The organism is Paenibacillus sp. sgz302114 (assembly GCF_056120345.1).
This window is the reverse complement of sequence record NZ_JBVYOI010000014.1, coordinates 71,404-90,959: the sequence shown is the minus strand read 5'-3', so window position 1 is coordinate 90,959 and position 19,556 is coordinate 71,404. Positions and strand designations below refer to the sequence as shown.

The 19,556-nt window shown below is 53.5% G+C and carries 23 protein-coding genes; 16 read left to right on the top strand and 7 right to left on the bottom strand.

The window, feature by feature from the left end; translation table 11 throughout:
- Window positions 1-111 precede the first annotated feature (111 nt).
- From AC0LWF_RS23995 to AC0LWF_RS23970, 6 genes are all read left to right on the top strand, one after another.
- Window positions 112-813 carry a response regulator transcription factor gene (locus tag AC0LWF_RS23995; RefSeq protein WP_474654059.1) on the top strand — a complete coding sequence of 234 codons (702 nt, stop codon included), beginning with the start codon at window positions 112-114 and terminating at the stop codon, window positions 811-813.
- A complete protein-coding gene (locus AC0LWF_RS23990) occupies window positions 779-1,804 on the top strand; it encodes a sensor histidine kinase (protein WP_474654058.1) in 1,026 nt (341 codons plus the stop codon). Before AC0LWF_RS23995 ends, AC0LWF_RS23990 begins: the two co-directional genes overlap by 35 nt.
- 45 nt (window positions 1,805-1,849) lie before the next feature.
- A complete protein-coding gene (locus tag AC0LWF_RS23985; protein WP_474654057.1) occupies window positions 1,850-2,608 on the top strand; it encodes an ABC transporter ATP-binding protein in 759 nt (252 codons plus the stop codon).
- Window positions 2,608-4,701 carry an FtsX-like permease family protein gene (locus AC0LWF_RS23980; protein WP_474654056.1) on the top strand — a complete coding sequence of 698 codons (2,094 nt, stop codon included), beginning with the start codon at window positions 2,608-2,610 and terminating at the stop codon, window positions 4,699-4,701. Before AC0LWF_RS23985 ends, AC0LWF_RS23980 begins: the two co-directional genes overlap by 1 nt.
- 108 nt (window positions 4,702-4,809) lie before the next feature.
- On the top strand, window positions 4,810-5,772 hold the full coding sequence (locus AC0LWF_RS23975) for a DMT family transporter (protein ID WP_474654055.1): 963 nt from the start codon (window positions 4,810-4,812) through the stop codon (window positions 5,770-5,772).
- A 77-nt stretch (window positions 5,773-5,849) separates the two neighbouring features.
- Window positions 5,850-6,242 (top strand): VOC family protein, encoded by a 393-nt coding sequence (locus tag AC0LWF_RS23970; RefSeq protein WP_474654054.1) that lies wholly within the window; start codon window positions 5,850-5,852, stop codon window positions 6,240-6,242.
- Window positions 6,243-6,318: 76 nt separating this feature from the next.
- Here the strand turns inward: AC0LWF_RS23970 and AC0LWF_RS23965 are convergent, their stop codons facing one another.
- Window positions 6,319-6,945, bottom strand: a complete 627-nt coding sequence (locus tag AC0LWF_RS23965; RefSeq protein WP_474654053.1) for a DUF975 family protein — start codon at window positions 6,943-6,945, stop codon at window positions 6,319-6,321.
- Between the two features lie 138 nt (window positions 6,946-7,083).
- Between AC0LWF_RS23965 and AC0LWF_RS23960 the strand changes: the two genes are divergently transcribed.
- From AC0LWF_RS23960 to AC0LWF_RS23945, 4 genes are all read left to right on the top strand, one after another.
- On the top strand, window positions 7,084-7,614 hold the full coding sequence (locus AC0LWF_RS23960; RefSeq protein WP_474654052.1) for a hypothetical protein: 531 nt from the start codon (window positions 7,084-7,086) through the stop codon (window positions 7,612-7,614).
- 71 nt (window positions 7,615-7,685) lie between these two features.
- Window positions 7,686-8,564, top strand: a complete 879-nt coding sequence (locus AC0LWF_RS23955) for an AraC family transcriptional regulator (RefSeq protein ID WP_474654051.1) — start codon at window positions 7,686-7,688, stop codon at window positions 8,562-8,564.
- 103 nt (window positions 8,565-8,667) lie between these two features.
- Window positions 8,668-9,021: an ASCH domain-containing protein gene (locus tag AC0LWF_RS23950; protein ID WP_474654050.1), complete on the top strand. Its 354-nt coding sequence runs from the start codon at window positions 8,668-8,670 to the stop codon at window positions 9,019-9,021.
- A 58-nt stretch (window positions 9,022-9,079) separates the two neighbouring features.
- Window positions 9,080-9,469, top strand: coding sequence for a hypothetical protein (locus tag AC0LWF_RS23945; RefSeq protein WP_474654082.1), 390 nt, complete (start codon window positions 9,080-9,082; stop codon window positions 9,467-9,469).
- 21 nt (window positions 9,470-9,490) lie between these two features.
- Here AC0LWF_RS23945 and AC0LWF_RS23940 read toward each other — a convergent pair whose 3' ends face one another.
- On the bottom strand, window positions 9,491-10,684 hold the full coding sequence (locus AC0LWF_RS23940) for a GGDEF domain-containing protein (protein WP_474654049.1): 1,194 nt from the start codon (window positions 10,682-10,684) through the stop codon (window positions 9,491-9,493).
- Between the two features lie 103 nt (window positions 10,685-10,787).
- Here AC0LWF_RS23940 and AC0LWF_RS23935 point away from each other — a divergent pair, with 103 nt between their 5' ends.
- Window positions 10,788-11,426 carry a hypothetical protein gene (locus tag AC0LWF_RS23935; RefSeq protein ID WP_474654048.1) on the top strand — a complete coding sequence of 213 codons (639 nt, stop codon included), beginning with the start codon at window positions 10,788-10,790 and terminating at the stop codon, window positions 11,424-11,426.
- On the opposite strand, the gene AC0LWF_RS23930 is transcribed toward AC0LWF_RS23935, so the two are convergent.
- From AC0LWF_RS23930 to AC0LWF_RS23920, 3 genes are all read right to left on the bottom strand, one after another.
- Entirely contained in the window at window positions 11,418-11,639 is a 222-nt protein-coding gene (locus tag AC0LWF_RS23930; RefSeq protein ID WP_474654047.1) for a hypothetical protein, read from the bottom strand. The two genes, AC0LWF_RS23935 and AC0LWF_RS23930, sit on opposite strands and share 9 nt — an antisense overlap.
- Before the next feature lie 149 nt (window positions 11,640-11,788).
- Window positions 11,789-12,079 (bottom strand): transporter, encoded by a 291-nt coding sequence (locus AC0LWF_RS23925; protein WP_474654046.1) that lies wholly within the window; start codon window positions 12,077-12,079, stop codon window positions 11,789-11,791.
- Between the two features lie 50 nt (window positions 12,080-12,129).
- Window positions 12,130-12,522, bottom strand: coding sequence for a hypothetical protein (locus AC0LWF_RS23920; protein ID WP_474654045.1), 393 nt, complete (start codon window positions 12,520-12,522; stop codon window positions 12,130-12,132).
- Window positions 12,523-12,689: 167 nt separating this feature from the next.
- On the opposite strand from AC0LWF_RS23920, the gene AC0LWF_RS23915 reads away from it, so the two are divergent.
- The 3 genes from AC0LWF_RS23915 to AC0LWF_RS23905 are packed head-to-tail and all read left to right on the top strand — an operon-like array spanning window position 12,690 to window position 15,476.
- A complete protein-coding gene (locus AC0LWF_RS23915; RefSeq protein WP_474654044.1) occupies window positions 12,690-13,694 on the top strand; it encodes an asparaginase in 1,005 nt (334 codons plus the stop codon).
- A 55-nt stretch (window positions 13,695-13,749) separates the two neighbouring features.
- The gene (locus tag AC0LWF_RS23910; RefSeq protein ID WP_474654043.1) at window positions 13,750-14,502 is read left to right on the top strand and encodes a 6-phosphogluconolactonase; all 753 of its coding nucleotides are present in this window, start codon (window positions 13,750-13,752) and stop codon (window positions 14,500-14,502) included.
- A 5-nt stretch (window positions 14,503-14,507) separates the two neighbouring features.
- Window positions 14,508-15,476 carry a D-2-hydroxyacid dehydrogenase gene (locus tag AC0LWF_RS23905; RefSeq protein ID WP_474654042.1) on the top strand — a complete coding sequence of 323 codons (969 nt, stop codon included), beginning with the start codon at window positions 14,508-14,510 and terminating at the stop codon, window positions 15,474-15,476.
- A gap of 250 nt (window positions 15,477-15,726) precedes the next feature.
- Here AC0LWF_RS23905 and AC0LWF_RS23900 read toward each other — a convergent pair whose 3' ends face one another.
- Window positions 15,727-16,641, bottom strand: a complete 915-nt coding sequence (locus AC0LWF_RS23900; RefSeq protein WP_474654041.1) for a LysR family transcriptional regulator — start codon at window positions 16,639-16,641, stop codon at window positions 15,727-15,729.
- Window positions 16,642-16,765: 124 nt separating this feature from the next.
- Here AC0LWF_RS23900 and AC0LWF_RS23895 point away from each other — a divergent pair, with 124 nt between their 5' ends.
- The gene (locus AC0LWF_RS23895; protein ID WP_474654040.1) at window positions 16,766-17,875 is read left to right on the top strand and encodes a branched-chain amino acid aminotransferase; all 1,110 of its coding nucleotides are present in this window, start codon (window positions 16,766-16,768) and stop codon (window positions 17,873-17,875) included.
- A 28-nt stretch (window positions 17,876-17,903) separates the two neighbouring features.
- Complete coding sequence (locus AC0LWF_RS23890; RefSeq protein WP_474654039.1) at window positions 17,904-18,131, top strand: arylamine N-acetyltransferase family protein; 228 nt, start codon at window positions 17,904-17,906, stop codon at window positions 18,129-18,131.
- Between the two features lie 42 nt (window positions 18,132-18,173).
- Here AC0LWF_RS23890 and AC0LWF_RS23885 read toward each other — a convergent pair whose 3' ends face one another.
- Window positions 18,174-19,499, bottom strand: a complete 1,326-nt coding sequence (locus AC0LWF_RS23885; protein ID WP_474654038.1) for an amino acid permease — start codon at window positions 19,497-19,499, stop codon at window positions 18,174-18,176.
- Window positions 19,500-19,556: the final 57 nt, after the last annotated feature.

Below are 19,556 nucleotides of genomic sequence, written 5' to 3'. Positions count from 1 at the left end.
TGACTGTATAGCTGCCTAGTACACCTTGCGCCGCCCAGGCAAAAAATGCCATCATAAAGGTAGCCAAGTCATTTGACGCGGTAAGCGGTTAGCAGAAAGCGGGCAAAACCTATGACCAACATTCTTCTCATCGAAGACAATGAGCAGCTTCAGAAATATATAACCGAATACTTGAGCGCCTACGGTTTCCAAGCACATGTCCTGCAAGACTACGACACGGTGCTGGATACCGTAGCCGCACTTGCGCCTAAGCTGATCTTGCTCGACATTAACTTGCCGAAGTTCGATGGCTTCTACTTTCTGAAGCTTATTCGGACGCGCTATTCGACTCCGATCATCGTCCTCTCTGCCCGCAGCGAAGAGAGCGAACAGATTCGCGGCATTGAGATTGGGGCGGACGATTATGTGACGAAGCCTTTTGCAATTGGAATTCTCGTGGCCAAGATCAACGCGATTCTACGCCGCACGGAACAATCCAGCCAGCCTTTAGCCTCCGGCACGGAGCTCAACTTCGGAGCGCTCTCCCTATGCACGGATACGATGCGGGCAAAGTACCGCGATTCGTCGGCGGAGCTGACCCGCAACGAGTTCCGCGTGCTGCGGCTGCTCATGAAGAGCGCCGGTCAAATCGTGACGCGCGAGCAGCTGCTGGAGGAGCTATGGGACGACACCAGCTTCGTCGATGATAATACGCTGACGGTGAACGTGACCCGGGTGAAGAAGAAGCTGGCTGAGCTTGGGCTTGGCAGCGTCATTAATACGAAAAGAGGCGTAGGCTATGTTCTGGATCAGACTTCTGGGCCGGACGCTTAACAGCGAGCGGAAATCGCTGACCTTCTATCTCATCAATACAGTCGCACTTATCTTTATCTATAATCTGCTGCTGACTTCGGTTAGCATTGCATATCCACTCTGCATCAGCATGACGATTCTGCTCATTTTCTTCGCTCAGCGAGCCTTCGCCTTATACCGCTTCGAAGAAACGCTGCAAGATGCGAAGTTCCGCATCGAAGCAGGCGGCGAATCGGACGCAGACAGCAAGAAGGAGCAGCGCGTGCTGGATACGATTGACGAGATTCACGCGGCGTACCGGGACAGGCTGACCGAGATGAACGATAAGCTGGACGGGCGCAATGCGCTGTTCTCGCGCTTCATCCATAACATGAAGACATCAGTCGCCGTCATCGAACTTGCGGCTGCGAAGCAGTCCGCAGATGTCCTTCCTGACATTGCGGCGGAGAACGAGAAGCTGAAAGCGAGCCTCGAGCAATCTCTGAACCTGCTGCGGCTCGATGAATTCTCGAACGATTATGTGCCGGAATCGCTTGATCTCTATGCGCTGGTGAATGCCGTCATTAATGAGAAGCGCCGCGAGTTTATTTATGCCGGGATTTATCCGAAGCTTAGCGGCGGAACCGTCTACGTCTATACCGACCGCAAGTGGTGCGCCTATATGCTGGACCAGATCATCACGAATGCCATCAAGTATAGCGAGCGTGGAAAGAACGTATACTTCGGGATAACAGAAGGCATGGAGGGCATCGATGCTAGCCTCCGCATTCGCGATGAAGGCGAAGGGATCGCGCCGGAGGATTTACCTCGGGTGTTCGAGCTATTCTTCACAGGACGGAACGGGCGCGCTAATTCGAATGCGACCGGCATTGGGCTTGCTATGGTCAAACATATCGCCAAGCGGCTGGGGCATGAGGTTAGCCTGACATCAATCGTAGGCGAGGGCACGTGCGTCACGATTTCTTTTCTTACAAAAATGCAAGCTTACCGTAAGTCGAATCCATTTCTGTGATTCGGCTTTTTTTCTATGATAAAGGCATAATGGAGGTCGATAACTATGAACGACATGATCCAGGTGGAGAACCTGACCAAAGTATACCGCTCTTTCAAAGGAGCGAAGGAAGTGAAGGCGCTGGACCAGATTAGCTTCACTGCGGCAGCGGGGGAGTTTATCGGCATTATGGGACCGAGCGGCAGCGGCAAGACGACTCTGCTGAATATGCTTTCAGGCGTTGATCATCCGACATCCGGCGAGGTGACGATAGCTGGGAACGCGATGGACAAGCTGAAGCGAGACGAGCTGGCATTGTTCCGCAGACGGAATATCGGTTATGTGTTTCAAGACTTTAACTTGCTCGACAGCCTGACCTTGAAGGAGAATATCGCCCTGCCGCTTATCCTTGACCGGATTCAACCGCAAGAGATCGAGGGTCGCGTCGATGAATTGATGGCGTTCTTCGGTATTGCGGATTTGGCGAGCAAGTATCCGTACCATGTATCCGGCGGCCAGAAGCAGCGTGCCGCGGCAGCGCGGGCGATTGTGACGAATCCGGCAGTCTGCTTCGCCGATGAGCCGACAGGCAACCTCGATTCCAAGTCCGCCACCGACATTATGGGCATGCTGACACAGATGAACGAGGAGCGGGCAAGCACTATTCTCATGGTGACGCATGACCCGTTCGCAGCCTCTTATTGCAAAAGAATTATTTTTATCAAGGACGGCCAAATCAATTTGCAAATTCAAAGCTCCGGCGACCGTAAGGCGTTCTTCGACAAAATTCTTGAAATCTTGAGCGTAATGCGAGGCGAAGCTTAATGAATCTGACGTTCCGGCATATTGTGAATCAGAATTTGAAATTTAACTTCAAACGTTTCATCTCCTACCTGTTCGTCAATGGCTTCGTCGTGGCGGTGCTGTTCATGTATGGCAGTCTGCTGTATAACAAAGTGCTGGCTGAGGATTCTTCAACGAAAATAATGATGGACTATATCGGCATTTGTACATATGCCATTATTCTGTTTAGCGTGGTGTTCGTCGCCTATACGGGCATTTACTTCGTAAAATCAAGGGGCAAGGAGTTCAGCGTCTATCTGACCCTTGGCATGACCCGCCGCGATCTCATTCGGATGATCTACGTCGAGAGTCTCGTTATCGTGGCAGGCTCCGCGGTGAGCGGCATCGCCCTCGGGCTGCTGCTCTCCAAGCTCTTTTATTTGATTTTGGGCCGAATACTCGGGCTATCGACCAATATCTACTTCATCAGCGGCAAAACCTATCTGCTTAGCCTTGGCGTATTCGGAGCCGTCTTCCTGTGCAACATGCTGTTTACGAGCGTATTCATCCGCAGGCTCTCGATCATTCAGATTGGGAAGGCGGGCAGCACCAAAGGGCTATCGAAGTCGCGGCCGATCATTGGCTTCTTGTCGATTATCGCAACTGTTGTGGCGATGTACACGTTCGATGCGATCTCAACCGGAGACACCCTGTTCGGATACGCGATTGAGGGGCAATACCGTTCGCCTCTTATTGTCGGTTCGATCTTCACGGTCTTTGTGGCGTTATATTTTGTCATTCCGACCTGTATGGATGTCGTTCGATTGGTCATGAGGATGTTCCCTTCGCTGTACAACCGCAATTTATTAATCATGACAAATTTGAAGCATCGCTTCGTCGCCTACAATGTGTCGCTGTACATCGTATCGCTTCTAATCTGCTGCGCCATTATGAGCATGGGCTTCGGCCTGTCGTTCTACAGCTATACGCATAAGACGATCGGACAAAATCTTCCGTACGACTTCATGATCGAATCCGGCGGCGGCATAAACAAGGTGAGCGATGATGAGGTGAAGCGGATCGTGGCGAGCAGCGGTGGGGAACTGAGCGATTACAGCTCGCTTCCGTATATCTATGATGAGAACTATAGGGATTACGGCACGAGGTTCGATCATGACTACACGGACGCCATCGTTATAAGCGAGTCCAATTTCAACCGGCACACCGGACTGTCCATTAATGTAAAGCCGGATGAGCTGCTGCTCGTCTACAATCAGAATTCATACGCGGAGACATCCGTCGATTATAATACGATAATGACGATCGAGCCGTGGAGGCAAGGCTCTGAACGAGCTAATGCTTTCGAGGTGAACCAGACGAGCAAAGAGGCGTTTCTCCAGTCGCTGGGCAAGTCATCTGCGATTAAGCTGCAGTTTCAGCGGGAAAAGACGCATACGATGGTCGAGCATTTCATCAATTCGTATGGCGACGTTGAGTTTGAAGGCGTCATGGCGAATGTCGTGGACGATTCCGTCTATGCGAAGCTTGCGCCTCATGTGCCGGAGTACACCGCGCATCAGTTTAACTTGAAGCGTGGCGATGGGGAGAAGGTGTTCGCGAGCATTCTGGATGCGCTTCGAGCGAGCAACCACGCGGATAGCAGCTTGTGGGTGAGCACGGATACGCAGTTCGGCAATAAGGATCAAGCAGAAGCGCTGCGTCCGATCTATAAGAAGGAACGATATGATATCGCGTTCAAGATCAACGGTCTGCTCTTCTTCTCCCTTGGTTTCTTAGGCATGCTCTTCCTGCTGTCCTCCAGCGTCGTGCTGTACTATAAGATGATTACTGACGTTGATGAGGAGAAGGAGCAGGTCGCATTGCTGAAGCGAATCGGTCTGACGGTGGCGGAGTGCAAGTCCTATCTGCAGACACATCTAGCCGTCGTCTTCTTCGCTCCGCTAGTGATTGGCGGCATTCTCGGCATTTACTTCCTATCGTTCGCGTGGTCGGGCGTCAATATGGCTTGGTTTCTGCTTGGGCGAGTCGGTCTTATGTACGGGGCATTCGTGCTGCTCGATGTGCTTTTCTATATGGCGCTTCGGAAGAAGTTTTTCCGCAGCGTGCGGATTTAATCAGCGGCGATGCTGGACAAATACCGGAACTTCTTATTTAAGGAGTCCGGTATTTTTGTTATAGTGAATAGATATTTTATAAAAATGAGCTAGTCGGGAGCGGCATCTATGAACAAACAAAAACAGCTTCAATCCAGTCTGTTACTGCTAATTACTGCGTTTATCTGGGGATTCGCCTTCGTTGCCCAGCGTCAGGGCATGGAGCATATCGGTCCATTCACCTTCAATGCAGTCCGTTTCGCGCTAGGGGCGTTATCGCTCGTGCCGCTAATGCTGATACTGGATAGAAAAGCAGCGCGGACGCCAAAATCGCCTGAGACGAAATCGTCGGGGTCAAAATCATCGTACCGAACCGCGGCGAGGTCCGGCCTTATCACAGGAATGGTCCTCTTCTGCGGCGCAACGCTGCAGCAAATCGGCCTTGTCTACACGACAGCAGGCAAAGCCGCCTTCGTTACCGGTTTATACATCGTTATCGTGCCCTTCCTCGGGCTCTTCCTTAGGCAGCGGCTGAATATGAACAGCGGGGTTGGTGCAGCGCTAGCTTTGGTCGGCTTATATCTGCTCTGCATGACGAACGATCTGTCGCTTAGCAAGGGCGACATTTATGAGCTCGTCGGCGCTTTCTTCTGGTCGGCGCACATTTTGCTAATTGATCATTTCTCGAGTAAGACGGACGTCATTAAGCTATCCTTCTTCCAGGTCGTTACTTGCTCTGTATTAAGCTTCATCGCTGCATTCGGGACGGAGACCATCACGCTGGACGGCCTGTCGCAAGCGCTTGTTCCGATTCTATTCGGCGGTATCGTCTCCGTAGGAATCGCGTATACGCTGCAGGTAGTGGGGCAGAAGAATGCGCAGCCGACGCAGGCGGCAATCATTATGAGCATGGAGACGGTGTTTGCGGTCATTGGCGGCTATCTCATTCTGGATGAGCTGCTTGGCATGCGCGGCATCGTCGGCTGCTTGCTCATGCTGACGGGGATGATCATACCGCAGCTTCCGCAGTTCAGATTGTCACGTGGCGATGGCCGGCTGACAGCTTCGAAGACGAGTACGGAATCACGCTAAGCTGGAGAGGAATTCGGACGGCGGATGTCGTATTGATACGGCAGCGGTTATAATCCAACAGGCGAAGGAGTTGTCGAATGTCAGCAGCAGAAGCAAAGGCGATGATTGCACCATGGCTGCTCGTCCAACACGCGGAAGAGGCAGCAGCTTACTATAAAGCGGCTTTTAGCACAGTTGAATTGCACCGGCTTGAGGGCGATGGCGGGAAGCTGGAGCTTGCGCAGTTAGCCGTCCAAGGCGCGGAGTTCTGGATTCAAGAGGATGCCGAATTTGATCCGGCTGCTGCGGCTACGGCTGGCCGTGGACTAGCGCGAATGATTCTGACGGTTGAAGATCCGGACGCGCTGTTCGATCAAGCAGTGGCGGCCGGCGCTGCGGTTGTCGTGCCGATGGAAGAGGCGCACGGCTGGCGCGTGGGGCGCATTGCCGATCCATTCGGCCATCACTGGGAAATCGCCAAACCACTTTAGCAATTGCAGTGCATAAATACAAAGACAGAGCACAGCGTGATGAACGCCAGTGCTCTGTCTTTGTTTGGTTTGGCGGCTAGACTTGGCTAAGATAGCCGTTATTGCCGCTAGCATTGTGCCCAGCACGCAGTTCTTCGTAGAAGTGCGCGATGGACGTGTAGTAATACGGTCCGAGCCAGAGGAAGCCGATGCCGAGCGTCGGGATACACAGCAGCCCCCAGCCGATGAAGGAGAGGTTCAGTACAAACAGCCGCCATTTGTGGCCAATCATCAGTTGTTTGCTTTGGCTTATGGCTTCAAGCGGTGAGAGGCTCGGATTGTCTCTAAGCAGGAACTGTGCTTGCGAATACCGCAGTGCTGCGATAATGCCGGGAATAATGAATAGGAGCGTCCAGAGCACGGTGAATATCATCGAGAGAATGTAGAGAATGAACGTCTCTTTGTACCGCTTATAGCCGCGGAACAGACCGTTCGCATCTGGCTGCTGCCCGCGGGCATAGTCCAAATAGTGATTATAAATTCCGTATCCAAGCGGCGCTTCAAGAAGAATTCCGATCCACCAGCCGATGTAGTCGATATTGCGTGTGACCATGTTGATGAGGCTGCTGACAACCATGAATAGCAAGAAGTGCAGGACGGCCGGCTTCCATTTCCCGGATAAGCTCTGCCTTGCTTGCGCGCGGATTTGTGGACGAGTGAGCATGAATGGTTTCCTCCCGATTACATAGGTTTTGGTTCATTGTATGGCTGTGGTTGTCCTGATATGAGCTTGGTATGATGATAACTGGTAAAATAAGATACGTAAACAGCGAGAATGCGTTGCATAAAGGAGCTTATCCGGATGAATCAAGAAGACAAGAGCCTGTACGAGCTGCCGATGCGGGCTAAGGCTATTTATAAGTGGTACGCACATTTTAGCTTTGGGCTTATTATCGCTTTCTTTATCACAGCCATTCTGGTTCTTCGTGACGATCCAGCTAAAGCAGTGGCGAACCTTATATTTTTAGTGAGTGCCGTTGTAGTGGGATTCTTCTGGCTTCTCATGTTGATTAGAAAACCATACCTCGTCCTTACCGATTCGCATATCGAATACCGGTGGCTGTATGGGCATGAGGTTGTGGCTTGGACGGATATTGAGCGGGCGGAGTTTCATTGGAAAGCGAATGTGCTCTGGCTCAGCATTTGGGCAAGTGATCACGGTGCACAGAGGTCAATTTCGAGAAGAGTGAAGCGCATGTACGGAAACAATTATTGCTTTAGCATTGGAGTTCAAATCTTCCCTTCCGTCGATTTCGAGAAACTGTTCCTTACCCTCCATGCGAAGGCCGAGCGGCTGCCGCCGCTTGAGATAACAACAGCGACTACACTATAAAATCCGAACGCGAATAGTCGGGTTCTCCATCAGCATCGCTGCTATTCTCAAGACACGGAGGTCATGACGTAATGGATGCACTCAGAGGAATGAACAGTGCCCTCGCTTATATTGAAGCGAATTTGGCGACGGATGAGCTGGATGTAAAGACAGCCGCTAGACTGGCGCTTTGTTCGGAGTATCATTTTCAGCGGATGTTCTCGTTCCTCGCAGGCGTGTCGCTGTCCGAATACGTTCGCCGCAGACGGATGACGCTGGCTGCGCTTGAGCTTACAGGCAGCAGCGCCAAAGTGATCGACATCGCGGTCAAGTACGGCTACGGCTCGCCAGACTCCTTCGCGAGAGCGTTCCAATCGATGCATGGCATTTCGCCCTCGGAAGCGAGAGCGGGCGGTCATGCGCTGAGGGCGTATTCGTCGGTGACCTTTCAACTATCCGTTCGAGGAGGCAGCGAAATGCAATATCGCATTGTAGAGAAAGAAGCGTTCCGCATCGCAGGCATTATGCGAAGAGTACCGATTGTGTTCGGCGGCGTGAACCCGGAGGTCGCCGAGATGTGGCAGAGCTTGGACTCCGCAACGATTCAGACGATGAAGGAACTGTCTAATACGGAGCCTGGCGGCATCGTTAGTGCGTCTACCAATTTCTCCGACGGACGAATGCAGGAACAGGGCGAGCTCGACCATTATATCGGCGCCGCAACGACGCTTCCGTGTCCTTCGCCACTCACAGCGCTTGAGGTCGGCGCGTCGACATGGGCTGTGTTCGAGGCGGTGGGACCTTTTCCAAGCACGCTTCAGGATGTATGGGGCCGCATCTATTCCGAGTGGTTTCCGACTTCGAGCTATGAACAGGTGATAGGACCGGAGATGCTCTGGAACGCGGATAAAGATACGACTTCGCCGACCTTCCGCAGCGAGATCTGGATTCCGGTTAAGCGCAGGCCGTAAGAATTCCGCGTCAAATTGGGCGACGCGTGCATATTACTCCATTCAATTAGGCATTCTACTGAGGTTAAATAAAGAGATTGCATCATGATGGAGGGAAAGTACGATGTCGAATGATACGGTCGAGCAGACCGAGCTTCCTCCTAAGACCTGCTCTATTGAGCGATTGGTCACGGTGAAGCCGGATGTAGAGAAAGTCCTTGCAGGTGTCAAAACCTCGCAGCGGCGCAACGGGCGTTATGCCGATGTCGGCGAAGTGATGGAGCTGGAAGGGCATCGTTTTGTCGTGGAGAAGGTATATTCGCAATCTCTCGGCGAGCTGACGGATGAGCATGCAAAGCACGAGGGGTTCGAGAACGTGGAAGATTACAAGCAAACGATTCTATCCTACCACAAAGGGATGCCGTGGCTGCCGCATATGCGCGTGTGGGTACATGAGTTTCGCCCGGTGCAGGACTAGCGGCTAGGTGATTAGCTGGTATTCACTGCTGCTATACATCCACATTTTAAGCGCGATTATGTCGATTGGACCTTTCTTTATCTTTATACCGGTCATTAAGAGGCTGCGGTCTGCGGAAGTGCTGGAACAGAACGCCTATCTGAATACGTTTCGGTCAGCTATTCGTCTTGCTAAACACGCAGGACATCTGCTCGTCGTATCCGGGCTGCTGCTCGTTATTGTCGGCTCGTGGGCCTGGTCAACGTCATGGATTGTCATGACCATTGTGCTTCTGGTCGGGTCGCTGCTCTTCTTGGCAAGGGCATTCTCGCCGAAGATTCGCAAATTTCAAGAGCCGGGACAGGATAAGGAACGGATTATCCGGCTGCTGAACCGCGCGCTCTGGATCTATCTGGCGCTTCTGCTCATCATGCTCGCATTTATGGTGATGAAGCCGACGATTTGGTAGAAACAAAGAAGGCCGGGCTCCTCATCCGAGGAGCTCGGCCTTCTGTTCGACGTGCAGCTGACTGCGGGATATACGATTGCGTCCGTTTCGTTTGGCGTGGTATAGCGCCATGTCGCAGCTGGTGTAGAGATGCTCGATCCGTGTTTTCGGACTCGGAACGACGGTGATGATTCCCAAACTGATCGTGTAGGTGAGGGAAACTGCGCCTAGCGGTGACGATTGGCGGATTCTCTGCATAATAGCTGAGGCAAGCCTGTCGGACTCCGCCTCGTTATGACCCGGCAGCAGAATTCCGAATTCATCGCCGCCATAGCGCACGAACAGATCAGCCTCGCTGAGACACGGCTCAATCTGCCTCACCAAGTCTTGCAGCACCTGATCGCCTGCGTGATGCCCATGCGTATCGTTAATTTGTTTGAATTGGTCGATATCAAATAAGAGATAGGAAACCGGATTGCCCTGCTTTGCTGCATGAAGAATCGCATGATCTGCATAGTCTGTGAAGGCTCTGCGGTTGAATGTATTCGTCAAACTGTCATAGCTCGCCAAACGGACAAGCTCGTGGCTGGCTTGCTCCTTCAGGAGCAGGACAAAGCCGGTACTGCCAAGAATGAGGGCAATATAAATGGTCATGATGTAGATGAGCTGGAACGAGCTTGGATCGTACAGGCTTGTCCAGTTAGTATCATGCCAAGCGGATATCCCTCTGTAGAAGAAAGCCGCCATAACAATCGTATAAATACCGCCGATGATTCGCATTAAGATGCTGGCGCCTTGCTGCATGGCAATGCGGCAGGTCGGGAGCATTAGAAGGCCAAGAGCGAGCGAAGCGCAGACGATGCGATAATGCTCCTCGTTATGGAAGAGGTACAGGTATTGGAAGCTAGCAATGCAAAGCGCGGTTATGAATAGATATAGCTTTACCAGCGATGGATTAGGAGCATACTGGATACGCAGCAGGGCGATGATCTCTAGTGCCAGGCCGAGCATCATGAGCGAATTGGCGATCGAGACCGACAGCAAGTCCGGAATATCGCCGCGAAACACCGATAGGAACCAGCCTGCGGTTTGGGTTGCTTTTGACGCGAGAAATAAGATCTTGATCGTATCCATCTTCTGTTTATCCCGCCAATACGCGGCGATAAGCAGCAAGGTTAATAGATAGCCAATGCCAAGAGCTATTGTAATCGTCTTCATATCGAATAAAATAGGCATGATGAGGTCACCAGCTTGTGTTGTAATTTATTACTAAGGCTACTCTATTATAGCAAAAGCGGATGTGCTGTATATAAAAGCTTCTGGCAGGGAGGAACTAGCGTTGCAATTGTTTCGCATGAAGGTTCAAGCAGAAGGCAAGCATCGGTTGTCTGAATATGCCCAAAATCATTATGTTCGCTTCGGCAGGCAGCGCCTTGGCGACCTTGGCTGTATAGCCGATTACGCTGAGCTGGCTGCGAAGCTGGCGGAATCATGCCCGCTAACGGAGGTGCAGCAGCAGACGGCTATGCATATGTTGTTCGCGCATGTTATGCAAGATGGTGACTATATTCTCGTCAGCGATGGCGAGCATACGTACTTAGGCGATCTCGGCGACTATTACTATGTCGAAGAGTGTGATACGGAAGAGGAAGACAGCGGCCACCGGCGAGGTGTCACATGGCTTCAGCAGGTGGAAGCGGGCAATGTTCATCCGGAGCTGACGGCTTTCCTGGAGCAAGATGGAGAGATCGGCCAGTTTCATCGCCCGCTGAGCCGTGAGCAGCTGGACCAATTGCTAATAAAGCCGGCTGCTCTTGCTGCTGCGAGCTGGATCGACGCCGAGACGATCTCGGAAGCGGTCGCGATTCTAAAAGAAGCGATGCAAAGCGGGGATGCCGAGCGGCGGGAGCGGGCGGCGATTGCACTGCTGCAAGCGGCGGCTCAACTGCAGCTGCATCCACCGGCTTCGCTAGAATAGGACGGTATGCGCCTTGCGGGAGCGTCTTCCTCGAAGAGATCTACGGATAAGCATGGGACCGATCATGCTGCCAAACATGCCTACCATGACGGAATGCAGAGGCAGCTTGATCATATAGTACAGCGCGGTACCGCCGATAATATCAATGACGATGAACTTCTTAATTTCAGACATCGGAACAACGACGACGACAAATTCCTGCTTGGTTGTCATGGGCAGCACCAGGCCTCCTTGAATCATGTCTCCATGAAAGTGTATGGCAAGCGGCCTTGTCCAATGTCGCATGAACAAAAAACCCGTATGTCCGGCTCCGTGCTCAGTTGAGCGCTCCCGGACATACAGGTTTTTTTTTACAACTAAGGTTATACGCAGGTAAATGCGTCGATACGGGACAGGTCGAAGCCGGAGAACATCCAGAAGAAGCCGTTCCAGCGAAAGCCCGATACCGAGGTCCGACCGACGAAGATCGGGTAAAACCAGAAGCCTGCTCCATTGCGCGGCCAAATATACGTATAGCGGAACATACAGCGGGAGATGGCTCCCGGATCAATGGCCAGCGTCGATGTGAGCGGCCTGATTGGGACGGTTGACGGCGGCGGTCCTGCTGGCGCTTGCTGCGCGCCTTGGGGTCCAAACGGCGGGGTAAATGCCATTATTGTTTCACTCCTTATTAGACTGTCTGGTTAGTTATCAAGGCTGCCGCTTACAGCAGCGAGATGGCAAGAAGGTTAAACAGTACGAGCGGCAGCACGTTGTTGTAATGGATTGGCGGTCCGCCTGGGAAGAAGGCGCGGTCGCAGCCTTCGTTCGATAGACAGATGAACAGAATGCCGCGGTGGCAGGACACGATATGCCCCTCGAACACATCGCCGTCGCAAGTTTCCACTTTCACAAGCCGATGGACGTGCTCCGCGCACAGCTGATGGAGATGGTCCTTAACAGCCATCATCGTTTTATGAACCTTTCCATCGCATTGATAGATCGGCTTATGGCTGTGATGGGATTTATGCTCATGCTGGGATTTTGACGCGTTGTTCGATTTATGCTCATGGTGGTGCGGCTTATTTTCTTGGTTTGCCGAAGCTTGGGAGTTCATAGCTTGATACCTCCGTTTATGATCATGGAGCATTCTATGCAGATGCCTAGCAGGGCGTTACGGAACAAAAAAATCTTATCGATCCATGCGGCATGCAGCAGGCTTAAATGCTAGAATGGTAGAATAAAAAAGGGAATTCATCTATTCGATGGGAGTGGGGAATAAAAATGTCAGACGTGCTAGTGGAAGAATACAGAGGCGAAGTCGTGGAAAATGTGCATCGCGGGCGGATTTGCGGTGTGAATGATAAAGGTGAGGTTGTTTATATGGTTGGCGATATACAGCAGCCGACCTTCTTCCGTTCGTCGGCGAAGCCGCTGCAGGCGCTGCCTGCCGTCGCGCGCGGCGTGCAGGAGCAATTCGGGCTGACGGATGCGGAGCTTGCGCTTATGGCGGCATCGCACCGCGGCGAGTCGTTTCACATCGAGGCGCTGGAGTCGTTATCGCGCAAGATCGGCCTCGTGGAGGACAACCTGGTCTGCTTGCCGGCTTATCCGCTGAGCCCGGAGGTGCGCGACAGCCTCTTCAAGGACGACAATCCGAAGCGGCGCATTTACCACAACTGCTCGGGCAAACATTTCGGCATTATGGCGTTGTGCAAAATGTTAGGCGTTGGCACGGATGACTATTGGGAGAAGGAGCATCCTGCGCAGCAGGAGATTCTGCAAACCGTTTCTTTGCTTGCGGACTACCCGATTGAGCATATTCAGCTTGGTGTGGACGGCTGCGGTGTTCCGGTCTTTGCGCTTCCGCTCAAAAATATCGCGACGGCGTACATGAAGCTCGCCTGCCCGGATCTGATCGAGGACGCAAGCCTGCGTGCTGCGGTTCAGCGTCTGACGGAAGCGATGAATGCAGCGCCTCAGATGATCGGCGGCTCGAACCAAATCTGCTCCACGCTGCTGCGCGACTCGAATATCGTAGCCAAAGGCGGGGCGATGGGTGTGTACTGCTTCGGCCTTAAGGAGGAACGTCTCGGATTCGCGCTGAAGGTGAGCGACGGCTCCCAGGACGAGTGGCCGCTTATCGTAGCGAGCATTTTGCAGCAGATCGGGTACCGCAAGCAGGAGACAATCGACAGCATGCTGCAGCTGGCCGTGCAGAAGGTCATTAATGATAACAACCGCATCGTTGGCGCCAACAAAGCGGTATTCCGATTGCAGCAGGTATAGACGAGAAGGCGTGAATGCGAGAATACGAGAATTCGTGAAGGAGTGGTCATGAACGATGAAGTTTGAAGTAATGACGACAACGGAGATCGCGGCTCGAATCGCTGATTCGCTCGCGGCGCAGCTGAAGGGGAAGCCGGATTCTGTACTGGGCATGACGACAGGCTCCTCACCGATCAAATACGGGATCTTCCAGGAGTGGATTCGCAGGGAGGAAGCGGGGGAGCTGGATTTTGCAGAGGCGACCTTCGTCAATCCCGATGAACTGATCGACATCCCGGCAGATCATCCAGAGAGCTACCGCACCTTCATGCAGGAGCATCTATTCCAGCATCTGCGGACGAAGCGCAAAGCCGCCCATATTCCGGACGGTTCAGCGGCGGATCTAGATGAGGAATGCAAGCGGTTCGACCAAGTGCTGCGGGACCTGCAATTCGTCGACTGGCAGCTGATGGGGCTTGGCCTGAACGGGCATATCGCTTTCATTGAGCCTGCGGATGCCATTCCTGTGACCACATATGTAGCGGATATCTATGAACAGAATCGGCCCTCGGGCTCTGTTCACTTTCAAACACTTGAAGAGGTGCCAAGCCGAACGATTACGATCGGTCTCGAAGCAGTTATGAAGGCACGCTCAATCGTGCTCGTCGCAGCCGGCGCGAACAAAGCGGATATTGTCGCGGAGGCGTTTCAGGGTCCGGTGACGACTCGTATTCCGGCGTCGCTGCTGCAGCTCCATCCGAATGTAACGGTTATTCTGGACGAGGGATCGGCGAGCAAGCTGACCTTGCCAGCGAAAGGAGCGCGATGAGCGCGATGAGCGGTGTAAAGCTGTTGTGCCTGGATGGTTTGACGGAAGAGCAGCAGGCGGCTATACGGCTCGCTGCTCCGGATGCGGAGATCGTATTCGGGCAGCCTGGAGCCGAAACCGATGATGTGCATTACCAGGAAGCGGAGATCATCTTCGGCTGGGATGCGAAAGTGAAAGGCATCGCGCTGCAGGAAGGGACGAAGCTGCGCTGGGTGCAGGGCTGGTCGTCCGGCATCGATAAGATGCCGCTTCAGCAGCTTGCGGCGCGCGGCGTCATGCTCAGCGATGCCAGCGGCGTTCATGCGAGGAGCGTGTCGGAGACGGCCCTCGCCATGATGCTCGGCCTCTCGCGCGGCATCGCTGCGGCCGTCCGCAATCAACAGAGCAGCGTATGGGAGAGTCCGCATACGCTGGCTGAGATGAACGGCGGCACCGTCGCGATTGTCGGTGCGGGCGAGATCGGCCGCGAGGTCGCGCGGCTTGCGCGCGCATTCGATATGCGCGTCATTGCGGTTCGGCGCTCGGGCGGCGCGATGCCGGAGGCCGATGTGGTGTACGATACGGGCCGCCTTGACGATGCGCTGCGGGAGGCGGACTATGTCGTGAACATTTTGCCGCTGACAGAGGAGACCGCGCATCTGTTCCATGCGGAGAGGTTCGCTGCGATGAAGCAAAGCGCGTACTTCATCAACGTCGGGCGCGGCGGTACGGTGCGCACCGAGGATCTGGTGGAGGCGCTCCAGCAGGGCATCATTGTGGGCGCAGGCCTCGATGTGTTCGAGCAGGAGCCGCTGCCGGTCGGTCATCCGCTCTGGTCGCTGCCGAACGTCATTCTGACCCCGCATAATTCCGGCGGCCACACCGTGCGAAATGCAGAGCGGCTCGTGAAGCTGTTCATCTCAAACCTGCAGCATTACTTGGCGGGCGAGCTCGGAAGCATGCGTAATGTCGTTGATTATGCGAAGCAGTACTAAGTAGTAGTAGTAGTAGTGGCGGTGGCGGATGAGGATAACTGCAAAATTCCACTTATATTGCTGACATTGGCACGTTTCAAGCTAAATAAGTGCAATCAACCACTTATTAAGTCAGGATTTGCCTAATTAAGCTGAAAGCTCGATCAATAGGTGGATAATTGCAGTTATTTTTTTGCAAAGCGACATTGTTGGAAGAATAAGTGGATATTTGCAATTATGCTTTTGCTAAGGCGCATTGGGCTGGCTCTTTTCACAAAGAGTCAGCTTTTTCTTGTTCCGATTCAAAGCACGCAATGAAGTGCTCCGCTCGGCGCGAGAGCTTCTGATCCTTCAGCCATACGATGCCGACCTCCGATTCAAAATGCGCATCTCGCAGCTCCAGCACGGTCACTTGGTCCGACGGGAAGGAAGCGATAACGGACTTCGGGAACACGGTGACGCCAATCCCTGCCGCGACAAGCGACATAATAATCGCAACGCTGGAGCATTCGCCGATTAAATTCGGTTCAAGCCCTTTGCGCTTAAATTCTTGAACGATGTGCTCGTGCATACGAATCGTCTTGTCCGTCTTCAAGGTGATGAAGTCGAACTTGGCCAGCTCTTCGATGCTAATCGCATGATCGCTGGAAGCGGGCGCCCAAGCGGCAGGCAGAAGCGCGACATAAGGGTCAGACGGGAGCGAATGCACCGCCAGCCGTGTCGGCAAAATATCCGATTCAAAGGGCAGCCGCGACACGACCAGCTCAATCGCGCGATTGCTCAGCATTTCCCCGAGTGCGTAATGGTCGCCCTCTGCGATTTTGTACGTAACGGAAGGATACTTCCCTCTAAACAGCTGAATCGGCCTTGGCAGAATCGATACGCAGGAGACGACAGCGCCAATCGAGAGCGTTCCCCTTACGCCAGCCTCGAGCTCCTTCACTTCGTTCACCGTTTCATCGAGCTGCAGCAGCAGCGCCTCCGCCTTACCCTTCAGCAATTCACCCGCCGCGGTAAGCGTTAGTTCCTTATGTCCCCGTTCAAAAAGCTTCGCCCCGAGCTCCTCTTCCATCAGCATGAGCTGGCGGCTTAACGGTGGCTGCTCCATATGAAGCAGCTTGGCTGCCCGCGTAATTTGCTTCTCCTGGGCAATCGTCAGGAAATATTTGAGCTGTCTAATATCCACATTTGCTGCCCCCTCTATCGCATACTTTGAAGGTATGGATGATCGACCTAATAGATATTTTATATATACCTCTTGCAATGGTAGGATGCAATCACAAATCTACAGTGAGGGGAGAAATGGAAGCATGACAAGCAAAATGATCCGAATCGAACAAAGCGCGAATTTGAAAGTGAAGCCGCAGGAAGGGGAGCTCGGTTTCGGGAAGTATTTTACCGACCATATGTTTATGCTCGATTACGATGTGTCGCAGGGCTGGCATGATGCGCGTATCGTTCCGTACCAGCCGCTCACACTGGACCCGGCAGCCAAAGTATTTCATTACGGGCAGACGATCTTTGAAGGGTTAAAAGCATACCGAGGCAGCGATGGCTGCATTCGGCTGTTCCGCCCGGAAGCGAATATCGCACGGATGAATCGTTCAAATGCGCGTATGAGTGTGCCGCAATTGGACAGTGAGCTATTCCTTGCCGCGCTAGAGCGGCTAATAGAATTCGATGAGGCATGGATTCCGTCCGAGCCGGGCACTTCGCTCTATATTCGACCGTTCGTCATTGCAACACAGCCGGTGCTGGGCGTTGCTTCGTCCGAGCAGTATCAGTTCGCCATCATCATGTCGCCAGTAGGCGCGTACTATCCCGAAGGCATTAATCCGGTCCGTATCTTCGTTGAATCTGACCATGTCCGTGCCTCCGTTGGCGGGGTGGGCGAAGCGAAAACAGCGGGCAACTATGCGGCTACGTTCATGTCCCAGCGGGCTGCGAAGGAAGCGGGCTACACGCAAGTCATGTGGCTGGATGCGGCGCAGCATCGGTTCATTGAAGAAGTCGGCAGCATGAACGTGTTCTTCTGCATAGGCGGCAAAATAAGTACGCCTGCCTTATCGGGCAGCATTCTTGCGGGGATTACGCGGAGCTCCGTCATTCAGCTTCTGGAAAGCTGGGGGATAACGGTGGAGGAGCGGGCAATCTCGATTGAAGAAGTATACGAGGCAGGTCGAGCTGGGTTATTGGAGGAGGCGTTCGGCACCGGAACGGCGGCAGTTGTATCGCCAATCGGGGAGCTGTGCTGGCAAGGCGAGAGGCTCATTATTGGTGCTGGTCGCACAGGCGAGCTGTCTAAGCGGCTGTATGACACGTTGACGGGCATTCAGTACGGGATCGTGGAAGATCAGTTCGAGTGGATGAAAGAAATCGATTTACAGGGGATCATACGTTCTGGTATTATTGTGGAATAAATTAGAAAATAAGTGGTGAGAGCCTGCAATGAGACTGATGGATGAAGAGCAGGTGTTGCAGTACTTAAAGCGTCTCGGCATTGAGGGTCCACAGGCTCCAACAAAGCCGTTTCTTGATGAGCTGCACCGGGCACATGTGTCGCGCATTGCATGGCAGACGATCGATATCGTTGCTGGCAGGCCGCAGCCGATTGATGAGGCTAGCGTGGTGGTTTGGCAGCTTCACGAGGATTGGAAGCGAGAGGCTTCGCGCTGATTCGAGCGCAGCGCGGACTACACGGACTGCACGGACTGACCTCTAGTGCTTGTGTCTCGCGGCGACTAGAAGAGAGGCGAGCAGCACGATGACGATGAGGGCTGCGCTTAGACCAAGGCCGATACGCTCATTGCGGTGCAGCAGTGCGCCCGAGATGGCGATCAGGATGAAGCCGATGCCTGCGTATGCGGCGTATGGATGCGCGATTGTGCGGCGTGGCTTTTGAGCTGGATGTTGCTTGGCTTGCAGCCTCAAGTAGGAAGCCAGAATGAGAATCCAGTTCAGGATGAGCATGACGCCTGCTGCCGTTGTGACGTATTCGTACATCGTGTTGGGCAGCACATAAGAGCAGCCGATGGACACGGCTAGGGCGGCTGCGGTCAGCAGCAGCGACTTCCATGCGACGCCTCTTCGGTTCAGCTTGGCAAGCCCGCGCGGCGCGTCGCCGTCTTCGGCGAGGGAGACGACGATGCGGCTGATGGAGAAGAGTGCGCCGACCATGGTGGAGAAGGCCGCGCTTATGATGACGAGATTGAACAGAGAATCGAGATACGGAATGGAGAAGGCCGACAGTGCGGTTACGAACGGACTGGTCGCTTCGCTGAGGCCGCGCCAATCCGCCATTCGCAGCACCAGGTATAGTGCCAATACATAGATGAGCACAAGCGAGATGAGCAGTGCTATACCGGACTTTATGATATCTTCTTTGCGTCTTAGCTCTGAAGCGGTAACGCCGACAACTTCGATGCCGCCGAAGGAGAAGAAGATGATAACCATCGCTGACCAGAGGCCTTTGACCCCATGTGGGAACCAAGGCTGTACGCTAGGTGCAGCTGACGCGACGGTTGCTGCCGGATGAATAGCGCCGAAGATGAAGAGCGCGCCGAATAGAATGAAGCCGACCAGAATCGCCAGCTTGACGATCGCGAAGATGGATTCCACTTGGCTGAAGTTGCGGACGCCTAGAAAGTTGATGCAGAAGCCGAGCGCCGCATAGGCGACGGAGAATACGCCGAGCGGTACGCTAGGGAACCAGTACTCCGTGAAGGTCGATAGAGCGACAATCTCGCTGGACATAATGAGAACGCCAGACAGCCAGTATACCCAACCGGACAGGAAGCCTGCAGAGCGTCCGAACGCTATTCTTGCATAGGCTCGGAACGAGCCGGATTGCGGATCATTCGCCGTCATTTGGGCAAGCGATGCGAAGACGATGAACGTAGTGATCCCGGCGATGATGTAGCCGATGAGCACCGAGGGGCCAGCAGTTCGGATGGACAGACCGGTTCCGAGGAAGAAGCCAGCTCCGATAATGGACCCGACGCCAATCAACGATAGCTGCTGCCAAGATAATCCTTTCTCATGCATAAGATCAGCTCCATCCATAGATTCTGTAGTGCTGGTAAGTATTCCAACAGTTGTAAG

Bases quoted from the DNA above. Each gene is read 5' to 3' on its own strand.
- AC0LWF_RS23980 (WP_474654056.1), top strand. From the start codon at position 2,608: ATGAATCTGACGTTCCGGCATATTGTGAATCAGAATTTGAAATTTAAC.
- AC0LWF_RS23930 (WP_474654047.1), bottom strand. From the start codon at position 11,639: ATGACAACCAAGCAGGAATTTGTCGTCGTCGTTGTTCCGATGTCTGAA.
- AC0LWF_RS23990 (WP_474654058.1), top strand. From the start codon at position 779: ATGTTCTGGATCAGACTTCTGGGCCGGACGCTTAACAGCGAGCGGAAA.
- AC0LWF_RS23970 (WP_474654054.1), top strand. From the start codon at position 5,850: ATGTCAGCAGCAGAAGCAAAGGCGATGATTGCACCATGGCTGCTCGTC.
- AC0LWF_RS23965 (WP_474654053.1), bottom strand. From the start codon at position 6,945: ATGCTCACTCGTCCACAAATCCGCGCGCAAGCAAGGCAGAGCTTATCC.
- AC0LWF_RS23920 (WP_474654045.1), bottom strand. From the start codon at position 12,522: ATGAACTCCCAAGCTTCGGCAAACCAAGAAAATAAGCCGCACCACCAT.
- AC0LWF_RS23890 (WP_474654039.1), top strand. From the start codon at position 17,904: ATGAGACTGATGGATGAAGAGCAGGTGTTGCAGTACTTAAAGCGTCTC.
- AC0LWF_RS23985 (WP_474654057.1), top strand. From the start codon at position 1,850: ATGAACGACATGATCCAGGTGGAGAACCTGACCAAAGTATACCGCTCT.
- AC0LWF_RS23885 (WP_474654038.1), bottom strand. From the start codon at position 19,499: ATGCATGAGAAAGGATTATCTTGGCAGCAGCTATCGTTGATTGGCGTC.
- AC0LWF_RS23955 (WP_474654051.1), top strand. From the start codon at position 7,686: ATGGATGCACTCAGAGGAATGAACAGTGCCCTCGCTTATATTGAAGCG.
- AC0LWF_RS23895 (WP_474654040.1), top strand. From the start codon at position 16,766: ATGACAAGCAAAATGATCCGAATCGAACAAAGCGCGAATTTGAAAGTG.
- AC0LWF_RS23995 (WP_474654059.1), top strand. From the start codon at position 112: ATGACCAACATTCTTCTCATCGAAGACAATGAGCAGCTTCAGAAATAT.
- AC0LWF_RS23925 (WP_474654046.1), bottom strand. From the start codon at position 12,079: ATGGCATTTACCCCGCCGTTTGGACCCCAAGGCGCGCAGCAAGCGCCA.
- AC0LWF_RS23945 (WP_474654082.1), top strand. From the start codon at position 9,080: ATGTCGATTGGACCTTTCTTTATCTTTATACCGGTCATTAAGAGGCTG.
- AC0LWF_RS23915 (WP_474654044.1), top strand. From the start codon at position 12,690: ATGTCAGACGTGCTAGTGGAAGAATACAGAGGCGAAGTCGTGGAAAAT.
- AC0LWF_RS23910 (WP_474654043.1), top strand. From the start codon at position 13,750: ATGAAGTTTGAAGTAATGACGACAACGGAGATCGCGGCTCGAATCGCT.
- AC0LWF_RS23940 (WP_474654049.1), bottom strand. From the start codon at position 10,684: ATGCCTATTTTATTCGATATGAAGACGATTACAATAGCTCTTGGCATT.
- AC0LWF_RS23905 (WP_474654042.1), top strand. From the start codon at position 14,508: ATGAGCGGTGTAAAGCTGTTGTGCCTGGATGGTTTGACGGAAGAGCAG.
- AC0LWF_RS23975 (WP_474654055.1), top strand. From the start codon at position 4,810: ATGAACAAACAAAAACAGCTTCAATCCAGTCTGTTACTGCTAATTACT.
- AC0LWF_RS23950 (WP_474654050.1), top strand. From the start codon at position 8,668: ATGTCGAATGATACGGTCGAGCAGACCGAGCTTCCTCCTAAGACCTGC.
- AC0LWF_RS23960 (WP_474654052.1), top strand. From the start codon at position 7,084: ATGAATCAAGAAGACAAGAGCCTGTACGAGCTGCCGATGCGGGCTAAG.